Below are 18,851 nucleotides of genomic sequence, written 5' to 3'. Positions count from 1 at the left end.
GAGCCCCACTCAGGATGACGACACTGACACCCGAAATCCGGCTTTTTGCAGGGCGCTCAGATCAAGGCCGCCTGAGGTAAGCTTTGGTTCCTGCCTGGGCTGGGCAACTGGGGGTGCTGGTTTACGAACCGCTGCCCCGCCGGGCTCAGCTTCTTTGATGGACAGAGCGATCCGCTTGCGCTGCGGATCAGCAGACAGCACCTTGACTTTGACAACCTGCCCCACCTGCACCGCATCATTGGGGTCTTTGATAAAACGGTTGGCCAGATGGCTGACATGCACCAAACCATCCTGGTGTACCCCGATATCCACAAAGGCGCCAAAGGCGGTCACGTTGGTCACCACCCCCTGCAGGATCATCCCTTCCTGCAGGTCGCTGATCTCACGGATATCACCCCGGAAGTCAGCGGTCTGGAACTGCTGACGGGGGTCGCGGCCCGGCTTTTTCAGCTCTTCCAGGATATCCCGCAGGGTCGGCAGCCCCACTTGATCACTCACATACTTCTTCAGGTCAATCTTTTCAGCCAGCCCAGGGGTTTTGGTCAGTTCCTCAAGGGAGACTCCCAGATCTTTGGCCATCTGTTCCACCAGTGGATACCGTTCCGGGTGAACGGCAGAGTTATCCAGGGGATGTTTTCCGCCACGGATACGCAGAAATCCGGCAGCCTGTTCAAAGGCCTTGGCACCAAAACGGGACACCTTCAGCAGACCTTTGCGGGAACTGAACGGACCGTTTTCATCACGGTGACGGGCAATGGCCTTGCCCAGGGCCGGGCCAACCCCTGCCACATAGGACAGCAGCGCCCAGGAAGCGGTGTTCAGATCCACCCCGACGTAGTTAACCCCTGATTCAACCACCTCATCCAGACTCTTCTTGAGCATGGTCTGATTAACATCATGCTGGTACTGACCCACGCCAATGCTCTTGGGATCAACCTTGACCAGCTCTGCCAGCGGGTCCTGCAGACGGCGGGCAATGGAGATCGCCCCCCGCACGGTCAGGTCCAGCTCAGGGAACTCCTCCCGGGCGATCTCCGAGGCAGAATAGATACTGGCCCCGGCCTCACTGACCATCACCACCGGCAGATGCCTGCCTGCCTTGGACAGGGTCTCTTTGGTGAACAGCTCCATCTCCCGCCCGGCAGTGCCGTTGCCAATGGCAATCATCTCAATCCCGTGGGCCTCAACCAGCCGCAGCAGGTCTGCTCTGGCCTGATCCACCCGGCCAGCGCCGGTATGGGGATAGATGGTGACATGCTCCAGAAACCTGCCGGTCTGATCCACCGCTGCCAGCTTGGAACCGGTACGCAGACCAGGATCAATCCCCAGCACCCTTCTGCCTCCGGCAGGTGGCGCCAGCAGCAGATTTTTCAGGTTCTTGGCAAAGATGGCAATGGCCGCCTCATCAGCAAGATCCTTAGCCTGCAAGCGCAGCTCAACCTCTATTGATGTGGCGATCAAACGTTTGTAGGCATCTTCAGCCACCGCCTCCAGCCAAGGCTTAAAGATACTCTCGCCCTTGATCAATCGATGCTTGAGGCCAGCCATGATCTCCACCTGGGGCACCTGCAACCCAAGCCGCAGCACCTCTTCCTTTTCGCCCCGCCGCATGGCCAGCATCCGGTGGGAAGGGATCTCCTTCAGCGGCTCCTGATAATCATAGTACATCTCAAACTTGGTGACCTGTTCCTTCTTGTCCGACGCAACCTTGGTGGCCATCACCCCCTGCTCCCAGGTCAGGCGACGCACCATGGCCCGGCAGTCAGCATCATCAGCCAACCGCTCAGCCAGGATATGACCAGCCCCTTCCAGAGCAGCCTCAGGGGTGGGCACCTCCTTTTCAGGATCAACAAACAGGGCGGCAGCCTCCAGGGCACTGCCACTGGTCAACGCCTGGGCGGCCATCAGATCAGCCAACGGCTCAAGCCCCCGTTCCTTGGCAATGGTGGCCTTGGTACGGCGTTTGGGTTTGTACGGCAGATAAAGGTCTTCCAGCTCGGTCTTCTGGCGGGTAGTTTCAATGCGGGCCTTCAGCTCAGGGGTCAGCTTACCCTGCTCTTCAATCGACGCCAGAATGGTCTGCCGCCGAGCCTCCAGTTCCGTAAAATAGGCCAGCCGCTCCTCAACCGTACGGATCTGCACCTCATCCAGCTCGCCGGTCTGTTCCTTGCGGTAACGGGCGATAAAGGGGACGGTGGCCCCTTCCTGCAACAGGTTAATGGTATTGGTGACCTGGCCGGACTTCAGACCGGTTTCTTCAATAATAATTTTTTCTATTGCTGCAAGCTGTTGTTGATTCAATGCCATTCTGGATAATCCCCGGATCTTGGGTAGTAAGGAGTGACCTGCAAGGTAATAAACCTATCTATTCGTGCGACAACGGCGTACTGTTAAACAGTTTCAGACAAGGAGAAACCATGATTATCAAAACAGGAGCCGTTGTCATCCACCCTGGAGCAGCAGCATGGGGCGTTGGTAAAATAACCGAAGTAGCTGCCCTGAAAGCAACCATTCAGTTCAGTGATGGTATTATCAGGAAGATCGCCTCTTCCCATTATGCCAGCCTGCGGCCGGGTGATCCGGCCGACTTTGTAGCCTTGGTGGAAAGCGCCCCGACTGAAAAGGTCCGTGCAACTCCCAAGCGGACAAAAAAGGTAAAAGAGCTGGCGGCCTAGCCACAAACCGCCTGTTTGCCATGCACCAAACCCCTCCCCCCTGACAAGGGGGGACTGAGGGGGGTTAGTTTCTGTTTTACCAGCGTTTAGTGATCTCAATCAGGTGATAGCCAAACTGTGTCTTGACCGGCCCCAGTACCTTGCCGATCTCACCGCTAAAGACCACTTCATCAAATTCCTTTACCATCTGACCGGGACCAAACGCCCCCAGATCACCACCCCGCATCCGGGATGGGCAGGATGAGTTGAGCTTGGCCACCTCGCCAAAATCAGCGCCAGCCTCTATCTCTGTCTTCAGCTTCAAGCATTCCTCTTCAGTTGTTACCAGGATGTGTCGTGCAGTTGCTGTTGCCATGTTTTATCTCCTTTATCTGTTTACTTTAATCCCTGCTCAGCTATCTCAATCGCCCGTCGCACCGCCATCGCCTTGTTAACTGTTTCCAGCCATTCAGTGGCCGGATCAGAATCAGCCACTATTCCGGCACCGGCCTGCAGGTGTACCTTGCCGTCCTTCACCACCAGGGTACGGATGGCAATGGCCAGATCCATATTGCCGGAAAAGGAGACATACCCCACAGCCCCACCGTAGACCCCGCGCCGCACCGGTTCAAGCTCGTCAATAATCTCCATGGCCCTGATTTTGGGGGCACCGGACAGGGTACCGGCCGGAAAGGTGGCCCGCACCAGATCAAAGGCATCCCGCCCCTCGGTCAGCTCTCCCCGCACGTTTGAAACAATATGCATGACATGGGAATAGCGCTCGATCACCATCAGCTCGCTGACCTCTACCGTGCCGGTCTTGCAGACCCGACCCAGGTCGTTGCGGCCCAGATCCACCAGCATGACATGCTCGGCCCGCTCCTTGGGATCAGCCATCAACTCTTCTGCCATCAGCGCATCCTGCTCCGGCGTGGTGCCACGGGGGCGGGTACCGGCAATGGGACGCAGCTCCACCCGGCTGCCCTCCTTACGCACCATCACCTCTGGCGAGGCACCGGTTACCACCGTATCGTCGCAGCGCAGGAAGAACATGTAAGGGGAAGGATTCAGGGTACGCAGCACCCGGTAGATATCAAAGGGATCCACCGTCAGATCACCGGACATCCGCTGGGACAGCACCACCTGGATGATGTCGCCGGACCGGACATACTCCTTGGCCTTTTCCACCGCTGCCTCATAGTCGGCCTGGGTGGTGTTGGAACAGAACCCGACCGCCCCCCGGGACGGTACCGTGGTGGTTCCGGCTGCCAGTGGTGTCCGCAGACGGGTCACCAGCGCATCGATCCGGCTGATTGCACCCTGATACGCATCTTCAAGGGAAACCGTTCCATCCAGGTGGGCAGTTGCCACCACCTGAATCTTCTGCTTGACCGTATCAAAGATCAGCAGGGTATCGGTAATCATGAAAAATGAATCCCACGCACCGATAGTATCAGGACGCTCCGTTGGCAGCTGTTCAAAATGACGCACCATATCGTAGCCAAGGTAACCGACAGCCCCACCAACAAAGCGGGGCAAGCCTGCCACCTCCACCGGCTGATACTGTGCCAGTAGATCCCGCAGCAGGCGGGTCGGGTCAGCGCTTTCCTGCACAGTGATATCGTTACCCCGAACGATCTCAACCCGGTTACCCTTTGAACGGAGGATCACCGACGGATTGGCACCCAGAAACGAATAGCGCGCCCACTTTTCTCCCCCTTCAATACTCTCCAGCAAAAACGAATAACAGCCATCATCAATCTTGCGGAAGGCGGTGACCGGCGTGTCCATATCGGCCATAATTTCGCGATAGACCGGCACCAGATTGCCTTTTTGAGCCAGCTGACAAAAGTCATTAAAATCAGGGAATACCATTGTATCTCCAAGTGTTGAAATGGTTTTGGAAGCTACCATAGGGGCTATTTTGTGTCAACGTTGCACCATCCCCTTTTCATTATAAAGAGTTGTGCTATACTGCCCTGACAAAATCCACGGCAGGAGTTCGCCATGAAACAGACCAACATCCTTCTTGAAAGCGATACCAACGAACTGGAGATCGTGGAGTTCCGCGTAGATGAACTGGATTCCCACGGCAACTTGGTTCCCTGTCATTACGGGGTTAACGTGGCCAAGGTGCGGGAGATCATCCGCCTGCCACAGCTTACCAAGGCTCTCAACACCTCTGAAGCAGTTGAGGGGATGATTAAACTGCGGGAAAAAGTCATTCCGGTTCTTAATCTTTCCAAGATTTTAAACAAATACACAGGCGATCTACTTTCAGACCGGGTCATCGTGCTTGAGTTTAACAACGTCATGGTGGGGGTGCTGGTGCATTCCGTCTCCCGCATCTACCGTATCTCCTGGAAGAATGTAGAAGCTCCGGCATCATCACTTTATTCTGATCAGGTTACCGGTCTGGTAAAGATGGATGACCGGATCATTTTGGTACTGGATTTTGAGAAGATCGTGGCTGAATTCTGCGCCTCCAGTGCTTTAAAACCGTTATCAGCAGAGCAGTTGCTTGAGAGTGCCGGGGTTGACCGCAGCAGTAAAACCATTCTGGTCGCAGACGATTCCCCCTTTATTCGCCACACCATGTGCGCCGCCCTGCGGGGGGCCGGTTATAATGTTGAAGAGGCGGTTAACGGTGCCGAAGCCTGGGAAAAAATCCAGAAAAGGATGCAGATCTGCGCCAACGACGGTGTATCGTTCCGTTCCAAGATGCAACTGTTGATCACTGACGTTGAGATGCCCCAGATGGACGGCCTGCACCTGACCTCACTGATACGCAAGGAAGACAGCCTGAAAGAGCTGCCGATCATCATCTTCTCGTCACTGGCGTCCGATGACAATATCCGTAAATGGCATGACCTGGGTGCCCAGCAGATCCTGACCAAACCGGACCTGCCCAACCTGGTTAAATACGCCGACGAATACACGCTGTAAGCTACAACTACCCACAAACACAACGCCCGCTTCGGATAACCGGAGCGGGCGTTGTGTTTATAAAACCCTAAAAACTAAATTTCTCACGCGAAGCCGCGGAGTTCGCGGAGAAAACAAAGAACACCCTTGCAGACTAAACAACCGCTACAGGCCCTATTTTAGCAAGGCAATAAACTCATCAGCCGGGACCGGTATACTGGTAAAAAAGCCCTGATATAGATCACAGCCCAGCCCTTTGAGGACATCAAGCTGTTCCTGCCGCTCAACCCCTTCAGCAAGCACCTTGAACTCCATACTCCTGGCCATAAAGATGATCGTGCTGACCAGCCGCATATCCTTGTCGCTGTGGGGAATATCATCCACAAAGGACTTGTCGATCTTCAGCATATGCAAAGGAAAGTGTTTCAGATAGGCCAGCGAAGAATAGCCGGTGCCAAAATCATCCAGAGCCAGACGGACCCCAAGCTTACGCAGTCCATGCAACAACTCAATGGTCTGGTTCCCCGGCTGCATCAAGGCAGATTCTGTCACCTCAAGCTCCAGCTGTTCTGCCGGAAATCCGGTCTCATGCAGTATATCAGCCACTACCTGACAGATATCCGCCTGATGAAACTGATGGGCAGACAGGTTAACCGACAGTGACAACGGTGGCAGGCCTGCATCAAGCCATGCCCTGCCCTGTTGGCAGGTCTGGCGTAGAATCCATTCCCCCATCGGCACAATGCAGCCGATCTCTTCTGCCAGAGGGATAAAACGGGTTGGCACAATTGATCCCATATCAGGGCTTTCCCAACGCATCAGCGCCTCTGCCCCGATAATTTTCCCTGTAGCGAAATCGACCTGGGGCTGATACACAACCCGCAGCTCATCCAGCTCAACCGCCCGACGCAAGCGGTTGCCCAGCTGGATCCGCTCTGTTGCCTGGTGGGTCAGATCTTCACTGAACAGGGCAAAACCGGCCCGACCTTTCTGCTTTGCCCTGAACAACGCTGAATCAGCCGCCTGCAATAGATCCATGGCGGTCTGGGCATGGTCAGGGAAAAGTGCAATACCGATACTGACACCGATCCTCAGTTCCAGCCCGTTTTCAAGGACAAACGGCGCCTGCAGATGATTCAACAGATCTTCCACCACCAGCACGACCGTGGACAGATCTTTCACCCCTTCCAACAGAATAATAAACTCATCCCCACCCAGCCGGGCAACGGTGTCAGTCGCCCGCATCCGCTGCTGCAGACGCTGGGCAACCAGACACAACAGGTCATCGCCTGCCAGATGGCCAAAACTGTCATTGATATCCTTGAAGTGGTCAAGATCAAGACAGAGCAGGGCCAGAGAGGTATTAGCACGCTTGGCGCGCGCCAGGGCCTGGGTCAGGTGGGAGCAGGCCATCTGACGGTTGGGAAGATCGGTCAACGGATCATACCAGGAGAGATACTCAAGCTGCTGTTCCGATGCGTCCGTTTCAAGGGCATAGGCCAGATCTCCCACCAACTCATCCATCAGGTTCCGCTCATCATGGTCAAAGAAATTGTTTTCAGCCGCATAGACCACCAGCAGGGCCGCATCTGCCCGGTCTGGCGTGATCTGGTAGGTTGCCTGTGATCCAAATGGCTTGATCTGGTACAGGTTGGCACAACAGGAACAAAGCAACTGCGGTGCATTTTCCGGAGTAATGGTTGACATGATCAGACTGCCATCACCTCCCTGTGCAACCGCTTGCAGGTGCTCGCTGCCGCGGAACTCCTGCAGCATATCCAACGGCACACCGGCTGATGCAACGGGAGCATAGCCTCCTGCGCCATCAGCCACCCCTATCCAGGCCATCACAAAGTTGTCATCAGACACCAGGGTTGCGCAGACAAACTGGAACAGCTCTGCCGGCGTCGGCTTGTGTACAATCTTCTGGTTTATGGCAGACAGAATCCGGTACAGACGGGCCAGACGCCTGGTTTCCTGCTCCAGCTGCTTTTCACGGGTGATCACCCTGCCACAGCCAACCGTTCCCAACAAGACGCCATTCTGATCAAAAAAAGGCGCCTTATACACATCCATATACAAAAACTGGCCTTGTACGTTGCCATATTCTTCAAACCGTTGTGCTGTAAGCTCCTGCAGCACATTCTTATCAGAATCGCCACAAAGCTCTCCAAAACTATACCAATCTTTCTGATCAGGCCGTTCGGCCCGTATACGATTGGAATATTCCTCATGGTTTTTCCCGATCGGTTCAGCCGTGTCATCAGTCAGCAACAACAGTTGTGCATTGGCAAGGTTGGTAAACAGATAGTTCCCCTGCAGATCCTTGGCCCAGATCAGGTCCGGCACGTTATCGGTAATTAACCGCAACAGCTGCGCAGTTCTGCGCTGCTCAGTGGAGACCGTAATCAGCTCATCCATCTGCTGCTGAATGGTTGCCTGCTGCTGATCAAGCTCTGCCACCATCCGGTTCAGGCTGGAGGCCAGTATCTCCAGCTCCGGCCCCGGACCTCCCTGGGGATGCACGTAGCGGGCATCTCCGACAAGCTGCGGCAGGCGCTGCAAGTGATCAGCAAAATCAGCCAGCGGGGCGGTCAGACGCTGGGTCAGCCACCAGCTGATAGCAGCTCCGATGCTCCCCAGCCCGACAATCAACGCCACCAGCAGCAGAGCTGCATTATACAACGGCGCCGCAGCCTCCTGCTCCGGAAACGAGGCTGCCAGTATCCAGGGGGCCTGGGTCAAAGGCCTGAAGCTGGCGATCTGCTTTACCCCCCGTGAGTTCAGCGTGGTACCTGACCCGCTCCACCCCTTAATTGCCCGATCAAAGAGGTGGTTCACCCCTGGCTGGACGGTTTTTCCCAGAATTCTAGTCGGGTCCGGATGTACCAGCATGGTGCGGTCGTTGCTATAGAGATACAGATAGCCGCCGCTACCTACCCGGCGTTGGGCCAGAGAACCAAGAAAATTGGGCTGATCAAGCCTGACACCACCGGAAAGAAACCCGACGGTGGCACCGGACGGATTCTTTATCGGCACCAGAAGTTGAACAACAGGATGATGGGGCGGTTTGGTGGAACGAAACGGGATGCTGATAATCGGTGTGTCTGCACTTAACGCCTGTTTAAAAAAGGGATACTCGGCAAACTCCCGGATAGTGCGGTCTGGATCATAAGGTGTTTCAGCCATCAGCCGCCCTGTTCGGGTAAACAAGGCCAGGCCGTTATCAAAGATACTCTGGATACCGGTGCGGTTGCTCAGAAAGCGTTGGGCAGCAACAGGATCTGTCAACGTATTTTGAGGTGCAACCTGAGCCACCCCAGCCAGGGCATCAAGCGAGGCATGCAACTGATCATCAATCCCCTGGGCAAGCCCTTCCAGCAAGGTTTCCTGCTGGCGTGACAGGGTGCCGGTATACTGCCGATACAACACGACCAGCACACCGGAAACAATGCCGGTTACCAGCAACAGACCGGTAACAACCATCACCAGCGCAAGTCGTCTTTTAAGGCTCAGTCGACTCCAGAACCGGCTCACTCAAAACCCCTTCACATCTGTGTTACTGCTTGGTGCTCACGCCTGGGGAATACAAACCGTCACCACACCAAAATTGAGTTAGATAGATTAACACAACCGGCAAAAATCACCTATCCCTTAATGAGGTTTTCTGACAGAAATCTGTATATCTAACCATGAGCATATCGTTCACCCGACAACATCAGACATCCATCAGTTTTTCCTGTTGACATCCCCCCCTGTTTCTGGTTAAGTGCCGCCACCGTAAACGACATAACTATTCAAAATAACTAAATTTTTTAAGTGTTACTAAAAATCATTGAACGAACCTTTACTACCATCAAAAACAGGAGAATCGGCATGAAGAAGATCAACAAATTCCGCAAAGTTATGGCTGCCAACCGTGGCGAGATCGCCATCAGGATCTTCCGGGCCTGCACCGAGCTGGGGATCAGCACGGTGGCGCTCTATTCTGAAGAGGACAAGCTCTCCCTGCACCGCTACAAGGCAGACGAGGCCTACCTGATCGGCAAAGGCAAGGCACCGATTGATGCCTACCTGGGAATTGACGAAATCATCGCTCTGGCCCTGAAGGCCGATGTGGATGCGATCCACCCCGGCTACGGCTTCCTGGCTGAAAATGCCGAGTTTGCCGAGAAGTGTGAGGCAGCAGGTATCTCCTTCATCGGACCCACCGCAGAGATGCAACGCGCCCTGGGTGATAAGGTTGCCGGCCGTAAGGCAGCCATGGCCGCCGGCGTACCGGTTGTTCCCGGCACCGAAGATCCGATTGAGAAGGAAGAAGAAGCGCTGAAGTTTGCCAAAGAGTCCGGCTATCCGATCATCATCAAGGCTGCTGCCGGTGGTGGTGGCCGCGGTATGCGGGTGGCCCGCAACAAGAAAGAACTGCTGGAAGGTCTGGTTGCTGCTGCCAGCGAGGCCAAGGCTGCCTTTGGCAACGCAACCGTCTTCCTGGAGCGTTACATTGAAAACCCCAAGCATATTGAAGTACAGGTACTGGGCGACAACTACGGCAACTTGGTACACCTGTTTGAGCGGGATTGCTCTATCCAGCGTCGTCACCAGAAGGTGGTTGAGTTTGCCCCGGCACTCTGCCTGACCCAGCAACAGCGTGAAGAGATCTGCACCGCCGCACTGAAGATCGCCGGGCAGGTCAAGTACCGCAACGCCGGTACGGTGGAGTTTCTGGTGGACCAGGAAGGCAGCTTCTACTTCATTGAGATGAACCCCCGTATTCAGGTGGAGCACACCGTCACCGAGATGATCACCGGCCGCAACCTGGTACAGAACCAGCTGCTGGTTGCCCAGGGCTACAAGCTGTCTGACCCGGAAATCAACATCCCATCCCAATCTGCTGTTGATATGCGTGGCTACGCCATCCAGTGCCGGATCACCACCGAAGACCCATCCAACAACTTTGCCCCTGACTTTGGCACCCTGACCACCTACCGCTCTGCAGCCGGCGCCGGTATCCGTCTGGATGCAGGCAACGCCTTTACCGGCGCCCAGATCACCCCCCACTATGACTCACTGCTGGTCAAGGTCAGTTCATGGGGCTTAAGCTTCAAGGATGCCGCCTCCATCATGAACCGAGCCCTGCAGGAATTCCGGGTTCGCGGGGTCAAGACCAACATCGGCTTCCTGGAAAACGTGATCACCCACTCTGTCTTCCTGGGTGGCAAGTGCGACACCTCATTCATTGAAAAACACCCAGAACTGCTGCAGTTCCGCGAGAAAAAAGACCGTGCCAGCAAGGTACTCTCCTTCCTAGGGGATGTGATCGTCAACGGCTCACCCGGCATTGTCAAACCACTGAAATCAGCAGACCTGATTGAGGCGGTGGTGCCTGAGGTAGACTTTACCCAGCCCCGCCCTTCCGGTTCCCGTGACCTGTTCATGAAACTGGGGGCTGAAGGCCTGTCCAAGTGGATTCTGGAGCAGAAGAAGCTGTTGATCACTGACACCACCATGCGGGATGCCCACCAGTCCAACCTGGCCACCCGCGTGCGGACCCATGATCTGCTCAAGATCGCCGAGCCCACCTCCTACCTGGGGGCAGACCTGTTCTCGCTGGAATGCTGGGGCGGCGCAACCTTTGACGTTTCCATGCGCTTCCTGCGCGAAGATCCCTGGCAGCGGCTGCACAAACTGTCTGAGGCGATCCCCAACATCCTGTTCCAGATGCTGCTGCGCGGTTCCAATGCCGTGGGTTACACCAACTACCCGGACAACGTGGTACAGAAGTTTGTTATCGAAGCTGCCAACTCCGGCGTTGATATCTTCCGGGTCTTTGACTCCCTGAACTGGACCACCGGCATGCAGGTGGCCATGGAAGCGGTCCGCAAGTCCGGCAAGATCTGCGAGGCAGCCATCTGCTACACCGGCGACATCACCGATCCCAAGCGGGACAAGTATCCCCTGGAATACTACGTCAACATGGCCAAAGAACTGGAGAAAATGGGCGCCCATATCCTGGCCATCAAGGACATGGCTGGTCTGCTGAAGCCACTGGCTGCCTACAAACTGGTCAAGGCGCTGAAAGAAAACATCGGCATTCCGGTTCATCTGCATACCCACGACACCTCCTCCAACGGCTCTGCCATGCTGCTGAAAGCTGCCGAGGCAGGGGTGGATATCGTGGATGCCGCCCTCTCCTCCCTGTCCGGTCTGACTGCACAGCCCAACCTGAACGCCCTGGTTTCCACCCTGGAAGGCAGCGAGCGGGATCCGCAGGTTAACGCCGCAGGCCTGCAGAAACTGGCCAACTACTGGGAGACAGTACGGGATTACTATGCACCATTTGAATCCGGCCTTAAATCCGGCACTGCCGAGGTCTACCACCATGAGATTCCCGGTGGTCAGTACTCCAACTACAAGCCGCAGGTGGCAGGCCTGGGTCTGATTGAGCGTTGGGACGAGTGCAAGGAGATGTACCACAAGGTCAACATGATGTTCGGCGACATCGTCAAGGTCACCCCTTCATCCAAGGTGGTGGGTGACATGGCCATGTTTCTGGTCAAAAACAACCTGCAGCCGGAAGATGTCTACACCACCACAGAAGACCTGGCCTTCCCGGAATCGGTCGTCGGCATGTTCAAAGGGATGCTGGGCCAACCGTACCAGGGCTGGCCGGAAGAGCTGCAAAAGATCATCCTGAAAGGTCAGCAGCCGATCACCTGCCGCCCCGGCGAACTGCTTGAACCTGCTGATTTTGATGAAGAGCGCCTGATCCTGGAAGAGAAACTGGGCCACCGGATTGATGACAAGGCCCTGATTTCAGCCATCCTCTATCCCAACGTCTACCCCGAGTTTGACCGTTTCCGTCAGGAATACTCCGACATCTCGGTCATCCCCACCCCGATCTTCTTCTACGGGCTGGAGCCGGGCCAGGAGACCTCCATCGAGATCGAACCGGGCAAAACCCTGATTGTTAAACTGAACGCCATCGGCAAGCTGCATGATGACGGCACCCGCGCGGTCTACTTTGAACTGAACGGCAACAACCGCTCAGTCATGGTCAGGGATCAATCCATCAAGAACAGCGATGCCATGCGTGAAAAGGCGGACAAAGGCAATGCCAACCATGTTGGCGCACCGATGCCGGGCAAGGTACTGAAGGTTAATGTCAAGGCCGGTGACGAGGTTAAGGCCGGTGATGTCCTGATGGTGACTGAGGCGATGAAGATGGAGACCAACATCAAGGCCAAGGCCGACGGTAAAGTGGCTGAGGTGAAGTTTAAAGAAGGCGATACGGTAGAGAAGGAAGATCTGGTCTTTGTGATGGGTTAACCCAACCCTGACTTTGTTTTTATCCCAAACGCCCTGCTTCGGAAATCCGAGGCGGGGCGTTGGTTTGTCTGCTCCTTGCAGCCACTCCATAATCTGCTACAGTATTCAGGCACCGCACCACTGATAGGGAGACAGCCAATGACCAAACTGCTGACCACACTGGCAATCATACTGCTTATTTCACAAACAGCCGTTGCAGCCGACAGAGTTGTCAGCTGCACCATAACCACCGGCAAGACACTGGCCTACAATGGCCCCTGCCTGTTCATACCGGACGCAGACGGCTCGTTTGCCCTATCCAACATCAAGCGGCAAGGCCCGCTGTTTGATGATATCGGCGTACTATCGGTTTCCATCATTGCCAAAGGCAGGGCAGAGGTACGGGGGCTGACCAGCGACGGCATCAACTCCCGCTGGGGTGAGGCAAAACGATCAACAAAAGACCCAGCCTGTTGGGAAGGGAGCGACTTCAGCATCTGCGCCCGCCAGAGCGGACAGCAAGAGCTGAAACCGGGCAGCTACACCACTGACCAGGGTTGGGGCAGCCTGACCATCAGCCGCAATAAGAGCGGCGCACTGACCTTTGAAATTTCCGCCATCGGCGCCAACGCCCACACCTGTGACCTGAGTGGCACCATCAAAAACAACAAAGCAGTTCTGGAGGCACAGGAAAAAAATCAGCCCTGTATCGTAAGCTTCAGCCCCAAAGGAAACGACATTACCGTGTCAGACAATGACGGTACCTGCCGCTACTACTGCGGTGCCAGGGCAGGCTTTACCGGCACCTATCATCTGCCCCCCGCCAGCTGTACCAATCAATCGGTCAAAAAGACCCGCACTGAATTCAAGCAACTGTATGATCGCAAAGCCTATTCCCAGGCGAGGACAAAACTTGAACCACTATTGAAAAACTGCTCCTATCTGCTGCACTGGTCTGAAGAAGGCTGGATTAGAAATGATCTTGCACTGGCCCAGTATAAGGCTGGCGATGCCACTGCCTGCCTGCAGACCCTGCAACCACTGGCCGAAGAGGCTGCCAAGACTGATGCAGAACTGCGCGATCTGTATCCCCCCAGCGATGCAGACGTCAAGGTACCGATCATCTCAGCAGCCCGTACCAACCTGAACCTGTGTAAAAAAGCAGCTGCCAAGGCCATCCAAACAGTTCACCAGCGATAGGGAGAAACAGACAATGTCCAGACTGCTGACCATACTAGCAATTATACTGCTTATTTCACACACAGCCGTTGCAGCAGATAAAGTTGTCAGCTGCACCATAACCACCGGCAAGACACTGGCCTACAACGGCCCCTGCCTGTTCATACCGGAAGCAGGCGGCTCGTTCTCACTCTCCAACACCGATCGCCAAGGACCGCTGTTTGATGATATCGGCGTACTATCGGTCTTTATCATCGCCAAAGGCAGAGCAGAGGTGCGCGGGCTGACCAGTGCCGGCATCAACTCCCGCTGGGGTGAGGCAAAACGATCTACAAAAGACAAGGCCTGCTGGAAGGGAACTGACTTTGAAATCTGTGCGCGTTAATCCTGCCCACATACTAAAGTACGGATGTATCTGCTACCTGCTGCTGCTCTTGATCGGATGCACCCCCGCCCCGCTGACAGCGCAGCAACCGCAAAAACCACGGCAACAGCCCACCGCCATAGCAGACCGGGTTGTTGTTGAGAAAAGCAAGCACCAACTGCACCTGCAATCCCGCGGACAGATCATCCGCAGCTATCAGATTGCACTTGGCCCTAATCCGCAGGGGCACAAGCAGCGTGAAAGCGATGGCAGGACACCGGAAGGGATCTACCGGATTGACTACCGCAATCCCCGCAGCGCCTATCACCGATCCCTGCACATCTCCTACCCCGCTTCCGCTGACCGACAACGGGCTGCTGCTGTCGGAGACAACCCCGGCAGTGACATCATGATCCACGGCCTCGGCACCAGCTTTGCCGCCATTGGCAAACTGCATACGGCAAAAGACTGGACCCTGGGCTGCATTGCGGTAACCAACGATGAAATTGAAGAAATCTGGAAGCTGGTCCCCAACGGCACCATCATAGAAATCAAGCCCTGATTCCCCCTGCTACACCAGCCGATCCAGCGGCGATGTCACCCCCAACCCGCCCTTATTCAGCACATGGGTATAGATCATCGTAGTCTGCACATCCTTATGTCCCAGCAGCTCCTGCACCGTGCGGATATCATAGCCAGCCTGCAGCAGATGGGTGGCAAAGGAATGGCGCAAGGTGTGAGGGGTCACATTCTTGGTCAAGCCAGCATCAATCGCAGCCTGCTTGATCGTCCGCTGCAACGCCTTCTCATCCAGATGATGCCGCCGGGTCACGCCGGAACGGGGATCAACCGACAACCGCCCGGAAGGAAACACATACTGCCAGATCCAATCACGCCCGGCATTGGGATACTTGCGGGCAACACTCTCAGACATCCAGACCTCTCCCAGCCCCTTTAACAGATCCTGCTCATGCAACTGCTTCACCTGCTTCAGATGCTCCTGCAACGGCTCAATCAACGACTTGGGCAGCATCGTCACCCGATCCTTGGCCCCCTTCCCTTCCCGAATCAGCAGCTCTGCCCGACCAAAATCAAGATCCTGCACCCGCAGCCGCAGCCCCTCCAGCAACCGCATCCCGGTGCCGTACATCAGACGGGACAGCAACCCGTACCCCAGCGGCACATGGGCCAGAAGCGTCTGCACCTCCTTCTCTGTCAGCACCACCGGCAGACGCTTCGGCTTCTTGGCCTGCTGCACCTCACCCAGCCAAGGCAACCTGATATTAAGCACCTCTTTATACAGAAACTGCAGCGCTGCCTTGGCCTGATTCTGGGTAGATGCCGCCACATTCCGCTCTGTTGCCAGATAGGTTAAAAATTCCTCAACTTCTTTCTTGCCCATCTCTTGCGGATGCCGTTTCTTGTGGTACAGTATGTAACGTTTTGCCCAATCAAGGTACACATCCTCTGTCCGACGGCTGTAATGCTTCAGGCGGATGCGGTCACGCAGTTGGTCAAGCAACTTGGGTTTTGTGGGTTGTGATTCCATAACACCCTCCGGGTAACAAGTCAGATTTGTTGGATATTAATTGAATTTCAAATACAGCAACGCTGAATCTGACAGAAAGCAGCAGATGCTACAAACAACCTATACAAACGCCAGAGCCAACTTTGCCGGACTCTGTAATCAAGTAGCCGACAACCGGGAAATCGTCGTTATCCGCCGTCGCAAAGGCGGTGATGTAGCCATGATTGCCGCCGATGAACTTAAAAGCCTGATTGAAACAGTGCATCTGCTACGATCACCCAAAAACGCTGAAAGATTACTTGCTGCATTGGAACGCGCCTTAAAAGCCTCGGAAAATTATGTGCACGGCAGCACCGCAGATTGACGTTTTTTACTGACCGTTTATGACGTTTTTATTTTTTGTTAGTTTAATATTAACAGACAAATAAAAGGTTTCAACCAACACATTTCGACAAATTTTCGTTTTTTACAAATAAATTAGGGTGTCTAATAAACGTTAGAGGCTACGGTTAGTCCGATGCGTCTAACAGACGTTGACCTATACAGTTTATTGCCTGCTGAAAACCAACTACAGCATGTCTCAAAGTGTTAATTACTTCAGCAAGTTCTTTGGCAGATTCAACGTCATGTTCGGAAAGACGTATGCGGTCATCTTCGTTAAACCACAAATACAACTCCGATCTTCCAGATTGATCGGGGCCAACATATACGCCATAACTTTTCTTTATTGCTTGGTGTGTAGTCATAATCAGGCTCCTTTGCTGCCTCTAACGGCTCAATCAACTCGGACTGGCTTACTGTGCGCTGAATTTCACCAGTTTCTCAGTCGTCAGTTGGTCGGTTAGTCAGGCAGCATCGCTCCGGCGTCGCCAGCCGGTTATCTCGTAAACGTTAGAGGTTTACAAAAATGAAGTACCGCTCCAACCTAGACCGTATTCCTGACCGCCTTCTCAACGAATGCAGTTTCTGTCATGCACGAGGGTTAAAGCCAGGAATACTAGAGGTGGCATTCCCAAAAGATGTTAATGCACAAAACCAGTTTCGTTCTTGGGCAGCAGAAATGCCAGTAGATATAAATGGTTTCTGTGAAGAATGTTCTAGGATTACTGGTCAATGAACGTCTTAAATACGCCCTACCTCTAACGGCTCAATCAACTCGGACTGGCTTACTGCGCGCTGAATTTCACCAGTGTCTCAGTCGTCAGTTGGCAGGTTAGTCAGGCAGCACCGCTCCGGCGTCGCCAGCCGGTTATCTCGTAAACGTTAGAAACTTTGTGTAACAGCGTCCTCCGTGGAACCTAAAGTCAAAGACACTTCGGCCAGCTAGGCCGCATAGAATCCGGCTTGGCAGGCATCGCGGCAAGTTGAAATTCAGTGGTTGGTTCGCAGGTATTTTCTGGCTGGCAGGCAAGTTCCAGCAAGTCGGTTCATCCGGCTTTTGTGGGTGGTTTCTGGCAGCGCAAGGTAAACGCCAGCTTGGTCAAGTTCTTCCTCGCTCCTAACGGCTCAATCAACTCGGACTGGCTTACTGTGCGCTGAATTTCACCTGTGTCCCAGTCGTCAGTTGGTCGGTTAGTCAGGCAGCACCACTCCGGCATCGCCAGCCGGTTATCTCGTAAACGTTAGACCTTAAAGGTGGTAAATATGAATCCTGCTATGGCCATAGTTTCCGTTGTTTTAATGTTTACCCTGATTCCAATCATCTATGCCGCATACATAAAACTTTCCGCAAAGCTACTCCATATAAATGGCATTTCATGGGGACAAGGTTTCACGTTTGGAATCATCATGATTTTGGGTAATGCTATTTTACGTGCAATTTTCAAAGGCCTTGCTTTAGCTCTACCAGTTGCCCTTGGAATTGCAGTGACCTTAATTGTTCACCTCACACTTGGAACCTTATATTTTAGAAACAAAAAATGTAATTCCGAAATGCTTCCACTTGGCTGGCAAAATGCCATAAAACTATCAGGGCTAGCACTTGCAATGCTTGCTCTTACATTTGGTGTTGTCGTAGGAATATTAAAAATATTCATACATTAACAGGTCTAACGGCTCAATCAACTCGGACTGGCTTACTGTGCGCTGAATTTCACCAATGCCTCAGTCGGCAGTTGGTCGGTTAGTCAGACAGCATCGCTCCGGCGTCGCCAGCCGGTTATCTCGTAAACGTTAGAAGCCTTTTGTATCAGCGTCCTCCGTGGCACCTAAAATCAAAAACGCTTCGGCCAGCTAGCCCGCATTAAATCTGGGCTAGCGGCCTTTTCGCAACAGGTTGAAATTCAGTGGTTGTTTGGTAAGCTGTTTCAGCGGTTCGGCAAGTTCCGGCAAGTCGGTTCTTCCGGCTTTTGTGGGTGGTTTGCGGCAGCGCAAGGTAAACGCAGGCTTGGTCAAGTTCTTCCTCGCTCCTAACGGCTCAATCAACTCGGACTGGCTTACTGTATGTTGAATTGCACCAGTTTCTCAGTCGTCAGTTGGTCGGTAGTTCAGGCAACATCACTCCGGCGTCGCCAGCCGGTTATCTCGTAAACGTTAGAAACTTTGTGTGGTAGCGTCCTCCGTGGAACCTAAAGTCAAAAACGCTTCGGCCCGCTAGCCCGCATTAAATCTGGGCTAGCAGCCTTTTCGCAACAAGTTAAAATTCAGTGGTTGGTTGGTCGGCATTTCAGACAGGTAGGCAAGATCAAGCTGGCCGGTTCTTCCGGCTTTTGTGGGTGGTTTTCGGCAGCGCAAGGTAAACGCCAACTTGGTCAAGTTCTTCCTCGCTCCTAACGGCTCAATCAACTCGGACTGGCTTGGGCTGCGCTGAATTTCACCAGTATCTCAGACGTCAGTTGGTCGGCAGTTCAAGCAGCACCGCTCCGGCGTCGCCAGCCGGTTATCTCGTAAACGTTAG

Annotated in this window: 14 protein-coding genes; 8 read left to right on the top strand and 6 right to left on the bottom strand. The window is 54.3% G+C overall.

Annotation, left to right across the window (positions count from 1 at the left end; translation table 11 throughout):
* Nucleotides 1–9: 9 nt before the first annotated feature.
* Nucleotides 10–2,307: a Tex family protein gene (locus tag B5D39_RS15160; protein ID WP_078791306.1), complete on the bottom strand. Its 2,298-nt coding sequence runs from the start codon at nt 2,305–2,307 to the stop codon at nt 10–12.
* Nucleotides 2,308–2,417: 110 nt separating this feature from the next.
* Here B5D39_RS15160 and B5D39_RS15155 point away from each other — a divergent pair, with 110 nt between their 5' ends.
* Entirely contained in the window at nt 2,418–2,675 is a 258-nt protein-coding gene (locus tag B5D39_RS15155) for a DUF3553 domain-containing protein (RefSeq protein WP_078791305.1), read from the top strand.
* Nucleotides 2,676–2,751: 76 nt separating this feature from the next.
* Here B5D39_RS15155 and B5D39_RS15150 read toward each other — a convergent pair whose 3' ends face one another.
* Entirely contained in the window at nt 2,752–3,030 is a 279-nt protein-coding gene (locus B5D39_RS15150; protein WP_078791304.1) for a peptidylprolyl isomerase, read from the bottom strand.
* Between the two features lie 20 nt (nt 3,031–3,050).
* Nucleotides 3,051–4,529: an anthranilate synthase component I gene (gene trpE / locus B5D39_RS15145; protein ID WP_078791318.1), complete on the bottom strand. Its 1,479-nt coding sequence runs from the start codon at nt 4,527–4,529 to the stop codon at nt 3,051–3,053.
* A 132-nt stretch (nt 4,530–4,661) separates the two neighbouring features.
* On the opposite strand from trpE, the gene B5D39_RS15140 reads away from it, so the two are divergent.
* Nucleotides 4,662–5,600: a chemotaxis protein CheV gene (locus tag B5D39_RS15140; protein WP_078791303.1), complete on the top strand. Its 939-nt coding sequence runs from the start codon at nt 4,662–4,664 to the stop codon at nt 5,598–5,600.
* A 153-nt stretch (nt 5,601–5,753) separates the two neighbouring features.
* Here B5D39_RS15140 and B5D39_RS15135 read toward each other — a convergent pair whose 3' ends face one another.
* Nucleotides 5,754–9,116 (bottom strand): EAL domain-containing protein, encoded by a 3,363-nt coding sequence (locus B5D39_RS15135; protein WP_139366802.1) that lies wholly within the window; start codon nt 9,114–9,116, stop codon nt 5,754–5,756.
* Between the two features lie 339 nt (nt 9,117–9,455).
* Between B5D39_RS15135 and B5D39_RS15130 the strand changes: the two genes are divergently transcribed.
* The 4 genes from B5D39_RS15130 to B5D39_RS15115 all read left to right on the top strand — a co-directional run bounded on the left by B5D39_RS15130 (nt 9,456) and on the right by B5D39_RS15115 (nt 14,989).
* Nucleotides 9,456–12,905 carry a pyruvate carboxylase gene (locus tag B5D39_RS15130; protein WP_078791301.1) on the top strand — a complete coding sequence of 1,150 codons (3,450 nt, stop codon included), beginning with the start codon at nt 9,456–9,458 and terminating at the stop codon, nt 12,903–12,905.
* Nucleotides 12,906–13,043: 138 nt separating this feature from the next.
* Nucleotides 13,044–14,084, top strand: coding sequence for a hypothetical protein (locus B5D39_RS17155; RefSeq protein WP_078791300.1), 1,041 nt, complete (start codon nt 13,044–13,046; stop codon nt 14,082–14,084).
* Nucleotides 14,085–14,097: 13 nt separating this feature from the next.
* Nucleotides 14,098–14,448 carry a hypothetical protein gene (locus B5D39_RS17150; RefSeq protein WP_078791299.1) on the top strand — a complete coding sequence of 117 codons (351 nt, stop codon included), beginning with the start codon at nt 14,098–14,100 and terminating at the stop codon, nt 14,446–14,448.
* Complete coding sequence (locus B5D39_RS15115; RefSeq protein WP_078791317.1) at nt 14,438–14,989, top strand: L,D-transpeptidase family protein; 552 nt, start codon at nt 14,438–14,440, stop codon at nt 14,987–14,989. The genes B5D39_RS17150 and B5D39_RS15115 overlap by 11 nt, the downstream gene beginning before the upstream one ends.
* A gap of 9 nt (nt 14,990–14,998) precedes the next feature.
* On the opposite strand, the gene B5D39_RS15110 is transcribed toward B5D39_RS15115, so the two are convergent.
* The gene (locus tag B5D39_RS15110) at nt 14,999–15,976 is read right to left on the bottom strand and encodes an integron integrase (protein ID WP_078791298.1); all 978 of its coding nucleotides are present in this window, start codon (nt 15,974–15,976) and stop codon (nt 14,999–15,001) included.
* 85 nt (nt 15,977–16,061) lie between these two features.
* On the opposite strand from B5D39_RS15110, the gene B5D39_RS15105 reads away from it, so the two are divergent.
* The gene (locus B5D39_RS15105; protein WP_078791316.1) at nt 16,062–16,319 is read left to right on the top strand and encodes a type II toxin-antitoxin system Phd/YefM family antitoxin; all 258 of its coding nucleotides are present in this window, start codon (nt 16,062–16,064) and stop codon (nt 16,317–16,319) included.
* 145 nt (nt 16,320–16,464) lie between these two features.
* Here the strand turns inward: B5D39_RS15105 and B5D39_RS15100 are convergent, their stop codons facing one another.
* Nucleotides 16,465–16,701, bottom strand: coding sequence for a hypothetical protein (locus B5D39_RS15100; RefSeq protein ID WP_078791297.1), 237 nt, complete (start codon nt 16,699–16,701; stop codon nt 16,465–16,467).
* A gap of 898 nt (nt 16,702–17,599) precedes the next feature.
* Here B5D39_RS15100 and B5D39_RS15095 point away from each other — a divergent pair.
* Complete coding sequence (locus tag B5D39_RS15095; RefSeq protein ID WP_078791296.1) at nt 17,600–17,998, top strand: hypothetical protein; 399 nt, start codon at nt 17,600–17,602, stop codon at nt 17,996–17,998.
* Nucleotides 17,999–18,851 lie beyond the last annotated feature (853 nt).

This window comes from Trichlorobacter thiogenes (assembly GCF_900167465.1).
GTDB lineage: Bacteria > Desulfobacterota > Desulfuromonadia > Geobacterales > Pseudopelobacteraceae > Trichlorobacter > Trichlorobacter thiogenes.
This window is presented reverse-complemented; position numbering and strand designations above follow the sequence as displayed.

Excerpts from the sequence above, each read along its gene's own strand:
- B5D39_RS15095 (WP_078791296.1), top strand. The coding sequence starts at position 17,600 with ATGAATCCTGCTATGGCCATAGTTTCCGTTGTTTTAATGTTTACCCTG.
- trpE (WP_078791318.1), bottom strand. The coding sequence starts at position 4,529 with ATGGTATTCCCTGATTTTAATGACTTTTGTCAGCTGGCTCAAAAAGGC.
- B5D39_RS15140 (WP_078791303.1), top strand. The coding sequence starts at position 4,662 with ATGAAACAGACCAACATCCTTCTTGAAAGCGATACCAACGAACTGGAG.
- B5D39_RS17155 (WP_078791300.1), top strand. The coding sequence starts at position 13,044 with ATGACCAAACTGCTGACCACACTGGCAATCATACTGCTTATTTCACAA.
- B5D39_RS17150 (WP_078791299.1), top strand. The coding sequence starts at position 14,098 with ATGTCCAGACTGCTGACCATACTAGCAATTATACTGCTTATTTCACAC.
- B5D39_RS15155 (WP_078791305.1), top strand. The coding sequence starts at position 2,418 with ATGATTATCAAAACAGGAGCCGTTGTCATCCACCCTGGAGCAGCAGCA.
- B5D39_RS15130 (WP_078791301.1), top strand. The coding sequence starts at position 9,456 with ATGAAGAAGATCAACAAATTCCGCAAAGTTATGGCTGCCAACCGTGGC.
- B5D39_RS15150 (WP_078791304.1), bottom strand. The coding sequence starts at position 3,030 with ATGGCAACAGCAACTGCACGACACATCCTGGTAACAACTGAAGAGGAA.
- B5D39_RS15105 (WP_078791316.1), top strand. The coding sequence starts at position 16,062 with ATGCTACAAACAACCTATACAAACGCCAGAGCCAACTTTGCCGGACTC.
- B5D39_RS15100 (WP_078791297.1), bottom strand. The coding sequence starts at position 16,701 with ATGACTACACACCAAGCAATAAAGAAAAGTTATGGCGTATATGTTGGC.
- B5D39_RS15110 (WP_078791298.1), bottom strand. The coding sequence starts at position 15,976 with ATGGAATCACAACCCACAAAACCCAAGTTGCTTGACCAACTGCGTGAC.
- B5D39_RS15160 (WP_078791306.1), bottom strand. The coding sequence starts at position 2,307 with ATGGCATTGAATCAACAACAGCTTGCAGCAATAGAAAAAATTATTATT.